Below are 3,161 nucleotides of genomic sequence, written 5' to 3'. Positions count from 1 at the left end.
CACCGCCACCAACTCACCCGGCAACACCCGCAGATCCATGGCACGCAACGCATGAACCGACGCCACACCACTACCGTGAACCCGCGACACCGCCCGCAACTCCAACACCGGACACGAGGCGTCGACGGCACCCGCCGCGGCCTCGGTGTCCCCGGTGGCGTGCGCGGTCGTCGCGCTCACGGACCCGCTCCCCTGATCGTCGGTGGTGCTCATCCTGCTGTCCCCTCCCGGTGGTCCGGTGCGCTGTGCGCGGGCCGGCCACGTGGTGTCCCCTGCGGTGATCGGTGCGGGACGCGCCCGGGCCTCTCGGGCCGGGGCGTCCGCGGCGGGCGGTGTTCGCTCGGTCCGGCGCCGCCGCCCGCACGGGCGGCGCCGGCACGCGGCGGGCTAGTGTTCCCGGCGGTTCACCGCCGGGGTGGAGCGGGTCATCAGCGCCGCGACGACCGCGGCGACCAGCGGCACGACGAAGACCAGCTGGAGGATGGTCCCCCAGGGGATCTCCAGGAACAACTGCGGCTCGGTCTCGGGCCCGCCGTACCACTCGGTGCGCCAGAGCTCGTGCATCTCCCGGTGGCCGGCAAGGCGGATCGCCGCCCCCGGCACCAACCCGGCCAGGGAGCCGAGGACCACGCCCATCAGGGCGATCACCCCGCACTGGAGACCGGACAGTGTCCGCCTCACCCTCGGCGGCGCGCCGACCGCCGAGAGCGTCGCGAGGTCGGCCTCGGAGTCGGCCTGTGCCAGTCCGGTGGCGATACCGGCCGCGCCGAGCGTCACCACGGTGGCGAACAGCCCCAGAATGAGCAGCACCAGATCACCGCCGGAGGTGTGGCCCTCCTCGACGTAGAGCCTGAGCGCGGTCGAACCGGCACCGGACGAGCCGTCTCCCGCGGACAGCGCCTCCCGCAGCGCCTGGACCTCGGCGTCGGTGGGCTCACGGTCGGTGGCCACGACGACGGCCTGGTCGACGACCTGGTAGCCGTTGGCCTCCGCCCAGGCTGCGGTGACCAGCACCTCGCCGGGGCGGGCGCCGTAGTCGGCCTCCTCGCCGACCGTGGCCGGCAGGGCGACCACGTCCTCGGGCCGCGTCTCCTGGTCCTCGTCGGTGAGCGGCGCGAGCCGGAGGGTGCCGTCCTCGTGGATCTGCCGCTCGTCGTAGACGACCGCCTCGTCGCGCTCCAGAGCGGCGGCGGCGTCGGGATCGTCGATCTCCATGACACGCAGCAGCTCGGGGCCGGCGACGCTGATGGGTCCCCAGGTGGGCGTCTTGACCCACCAGTCCTCCACGCACGCGGGGTCGTACTCCGCGATGGTCAGCTCGGGGTTCTCGGCGCGCGCCGCCTCGAAACCGGAGCCGAAGGCGTCCCGGTCGCAGACGGCGGCGGGCGGCAGCTGCACCATCGGTTCGGTGCACTCCGCCGGCGAGTTCACCAGGTGGCACAGCTCCCCCGTGTCGGTGAGCCGGCCGATCGGCGCCAGTTCGGTGGCGGGCAGGGTCCGCAGCGCGGCGTCCGTCGCGGCGGGCAGGTCGCCGGGCCGGTCGGAGGAGATCACGACCGCGCCGGACGGAACGGTCGCCCGGTAGGCGGCCCGGTTCTCCGCGTCGGTGCTCGCCACGACGGTGGCGACGGCGACCGCGCCGGAGACCGCGGCGAGCACCGCGGCGACGGCGGGGGCGGTGCGGGAACGGTTGCGGACCGCGTCGCGGACCGCCAGCCGGCCGGAGAGCGGAAGGAACCGGCCGATGCGGCCGAACAGGCCGACCAGCACCGGGGTGGTGGCGACCAGGCCGAGCTGCGCCACGATGACACCGCCCACCACCACCATGGCGTTGCTCACGAAGAGCGCGCCCAGCACGGCGACAGCGGTGCCGAAGGCGAAGAAAAGACCTCCCATGACGGGAAGTTCCCGTCCGACACGGCGCACGCCGCGACGCCCGGTGAGGGATTCCAGGATCGGGGAGCGGGAGGCTGCGAGCGCGGGCAGCAGCGCCGCCAGCAGGCCGGTGCCGACGCCGAGCGAGCAGATGGCGAGCAGTTCCAGCGGGTTGACGGTCAGGTCGCCGAACCGCCGGCCCGCCGACTCCTCCAGCCAGTTCCACGCCAGGAACGCGGCGGCGACACCCAGGACGAGACCGACCAGGGCTGCGGCGAGACCCAGCACGGCGCCGCCGGCCAGCATCACGGCGCGCACGTGCCGCCGGTCGGCGCCGTTGGCGCCCATCAGCCCCAGCATCCGGCGGGAGCGGCGGGCACCGACGGCGAACGCCGGCCCGGCCAGCAGGCAGATCTCCAGGATCACCAGCGCCAGCACCAGCACGACACCGACGTGCGCGCTGCCCCCGCCACCGGCCCCGCCGAGACCCGCGGCGAAGTACGGCACCTCGTCGCGCGGCGGCGGGTCGAGCCGGACGGCGCGCGAGTCGACGAGCCAGCCCTGCTCGTTGGCCTTCTGCACCGCGGCCCAGTCCACCGGGGTGTCCGAGGTGACGAAGTACTTGGCGTGGGAGAGGTACTGCTCGGCGCCTGGCTCGGCGGCGAGGGTGTCGACCATCCCGGTACCCGGCAGCACGGTCAGCTGTTCGGTGTGGAGTTCGCCGGGCAGCTCGTAGGAGCCGGTGAGGGTGAACTCGCCCTCGAAGCCGCGGACGGCGACGGTGTCGCCCACGGAGAGGCCGGCGACCTCCAGGAAGGCCGTGGTGGCGGCGGCCTCGTTCTGCTCCCGGGGTACACGCCCCTCGCGCAGAGTGGCGCTCGCACCGGTCAGCGGGTCGTCGAGGTCCCACTCGCGGACGTGGATCGCGGCCAGCCCGCCGGTGGTGGTCACCTCGGCGCCGTACCAGCCGCGCTCCACGACGAGCTCGGCACCCGGGAAGTACGCGGCGACGTCACGAGCCGCCTGCAGGTCGGCAGACTGCTCCGCTTCGGGGTCGGCGGTCGCCTCGCCCACGGCGTCGGCAACCGTGGTCCACTGTGTCGCGTCCTCGGGGTTCTGCAACAGCGGGACGGGGGCGCCGGGGAACAACTGGGCGTCCGCGGTGCCCATGGTGCGGTCGATCTGCTCCTCGGTGGTCAGTTGGGAGCTGCGGAAACTGATGTCGATGGCGGTGACGCCGATGATCGGCAGCGCGATCATCGCGATCACCAGGATGCTGCGGCCCT

At 73.9% G+C, this 3,161-nt stretch carries 1 protein-coding gene and 1 pseudogene; both read right to left on the bottom strand.

The window, feature by feature from the left end; genetic code table 11:
* Positions 1–213 (bottom strand): annotated as a pseudogene (locus HCJ92_RS25245) (hypothetical protein); the annotation flags it as partial.
* A gap of 174 nt (positions 214–387) precedes the next feature.
* On the bottom strand, positions 388–3,161 hold a 2,774-nt coding region (locus HCJ92_RS23305; RefSeq protein WP_167935590.1), incomplete at its 5' end, for an ABC transporter permease.

The organism is Streptomyces spiramenti, assembly GCF_012034385.1.
In the GTDB taxonomy this organism is placed as follows: Bacteria; Actinomycetota; Actinomycetes; order Streptomycetales; family Streptomycetaceae; genus Streptomyces; species Streptomyces spiramenti.
Note: the sequence above shows the minus strand (reverse complement) of the source record. Positions and strands in the feature narration are given on the sequence as shown.